At 43.0% G+C, this 2147-nt stretch carries 3 protein-coding genes; all 3 read left to right on the top strand.

What is annotated here, in order from left to right:
* Positions 1-168: 168 nt before the first annotated feature.
* The 3 genes from BOP96_RS29095 (at position 169) to BOP96_RS29105 (ending at position 2024) form a co-directional block, all read left to right on the top strand.
* Positions 169-834, top strand: coding sequence for a hypothetical protein (locus BOP96_RS29095; RefSeq protein WP_014716398.1), 666 nt, complete (start codon positions 169-171; stop codon positions 832-834).
* Positions 835-996: 162 nt separating this feature from the next.
* Entirely contained in the window at positions 997-1470 is a 474-nt protein-coding gene (comJ, locus tag BOP96_RS29100; protein ID WP_073454714.1) for a competence protein ComJ, read from the top strand.
* Positions 1471-1580: 110 nt separating this feature from the next.
* Positions 1581-2024: a hypothetical protein gene (locus BOP96_RS29105; RefSeq protein WP_014716400.1), complete on the top strand. Its 444-nt coding sequence runs from the start codon at positions 1581-1583 to the stop codon at positions 2022-2024.
* Positions 2025-2147: the final 123 nt, after the last annotated feature.

A 2147-nucleotide genomic window follows, 5' to 3' on the forward strand; every position in this document is an offset into this window, starting at 1 on the left:
CGAGGTGATGGGAGAGGTCATGCAAAATTCCATGGCAATGCGGCATGATGCTCCGGCTTCAATTCAATAACCGTGTTGCACTCAGCTCCTGCAACCGCCGCGTATTAAATAAATCTGTCCCCTTTTGTTCGCTTTTGTTCGAAATATTTCTGTAAGGGTGGCACGGTAATGACTAAATATAAGCTTGAGTTTCGGCATAGACCTAGTGTTTCAGAGTCTATCGAAGAGAGGCATAAAGATTTTTTGAGAGCTATAGGCGATTTGGGCGTTCCGTGGAGTTTGAACGATGCCTTTGAAGTTCCCCCTATTGGAAGCGAGTTGGTGACCTCGGTGTCATTGGATAAGCTACTTCCAGTCGGCGTTAGAGGTCGAATTTCATATGCTCTGCGAGATCAGAAGTATCTCCAAGATGATGCGCAGTTTGATGATACGCTATTTATTGAATTTACAGACTCCAAAGTTGACTATTCGTATTTGTTGAAGGTTGTTTTTCCTGTTTATATAAAGGCGTTTGGCTCCTATCGCTCAGCTTTACATGATTGGAGTGTTACGAGGAGCGATTGGCCTTTAGTGTTGGAAGCTTGTGATGCTACAAAAAAAGACGTTAACGGTAGGGATGGCGTTTTTCGTATAAATGCAGCGAATTATTTCGATAAGGAATTGTGTTTTCGCGCCTTTGAAAAAGGGCCTCGTGAACTTGTTGATTTGTTGAATGGTTATGTAGAAGAAGTGTGTGGGTTTGAAGAGGGGGTTTTGATTGTAATTAGTTATACTCCGCTTTCTGCCGACGAACTACTCAGTGCGGGTGATCGACTAAAGAGCTTAGTGGTTTGATTTTTTTGTCTAGTCAAATTGGTTGGTGTATTGCAGTTTTGATTGGGTTCGGTTGAGTTAATGTAAAGGTTCAAACGAAAAGGGGGCAGATTTATTTAAATTAGAGTTTAAAGGCGCACTAAATAAATATGTCCCCTTTTGTTGAATTAAGGTGGTGGGCTAATGGCTGGGTTTAGAGAAAGTATATATTTGTCTTATTCGCAATTTTGCGTGTTTTTAAGCTCGCTTGATCAGCCGTATAATGATTGGAGTGATCGTAGTTATGCGCAAGGATTTGCGTGGAGGTTAGGAAGTGTCTCTTTTAGAGCTTTGATCGACGAAGGGGATCATATAATTAGCTTTTTCATTAACGAACAAGTGCCCGCTATAAGCGCAGACGTGGTTCGGGCCTTTAAAGTTCCCTTCTCGGTAATAGATAGAAATATTGAGGTTGGTAGTATTTCGAGCACGGTTCCTCTAGAACTGCCTGAAGGAGATTATTCTCTTCAGGTCGAATTTATAAGACCCTCCTCAAGTGGAGTGTATGCAATAAATGTCCATTTGAATTTAGGGGGCTGCGATTTTGAGGTGTTGAGAGCAGACGCCGAAATTGACGAGCAAGGTGAGTTTGATATCGATGCGGTTCCTGCGGGATAAAAAATCGGAGAAATGGGTAGAAAAGGGACAGATTTATTTAAATTAGAGTTGAGAGCCTATTAAGTAATTCTGTCCCCTTTTGTTGTATTTAATTACATAGGGGGCGATTTGTGTCGGACAAACAAGTATATGAGCTAACGATTGATGATCTTGATAGCTATAGCGTTTGGTTTTTTCCGATGGACGAAGCCGTGGAGGATGAGTCAACTGTACGCCCCCTCGCCGAACAGGAAACGTGCTCAGATTTTCAGATTATCGTTCGAACTGATTTTCTTGGTGAAAGTGGCGCTGTGTATCGCGGTTATTTATATTGGGACTCCAATGCCGCAATTGAATACGTAAAGCCTGTTATATTGTCTGATAAGGGAGACGCAGTAAGTTTTTGGAGCGGTATAGTCACTCCAACGTGGGAAAGTTCGGAGTTTGCCGGTTCGATTAGATCCGAGCTGCCTATTTCTTATGCCTCAGAACCGGTTTTCGGTCTTCCTTCCATTTGCGGAAAGCTGGAGGGACTTTATTATCTTTCGGATGATCAGGTTTGCTGCGTGAAATGACGAAAAAAAGTGGACCGGTTTATTAAGTGGCGGCGGCAAAAACTGAGTGCAACACCTGACCTTTCCGGTACGGTGCTGCCCCTATGTCTTATACCGAACTCAGCGTTGAAGAGCGCGCCACCA

The sequence above is a fragment of the Pseudomonas sp. FSL W5-0203 genome, assembly GCF_001896155.1.
Classification (GTDB): domain Bacteria; phylum Pseudomonadota; class Gammaproteobacteria; order Pseudomonadales; family Pseudomonadaceae; genus Aquipseudomonas; species Aquipseudomonas paracarnis.

Coding starts and splice junctions, on each gene's coding strand:
- BOP96_RS29095 (WP_014716398.1), top strand. CDS start 169: ATGACTAAATATAAGCTTGAGTTTCGGCATAGACCTAGTGTTTCAGAG.
- comJ (WP_073454714.1), top strand. CDS start 997: ATGGCTGGGTTTAGAGAAAGTATATATTTGTCTTATTCGCAATTTTGC.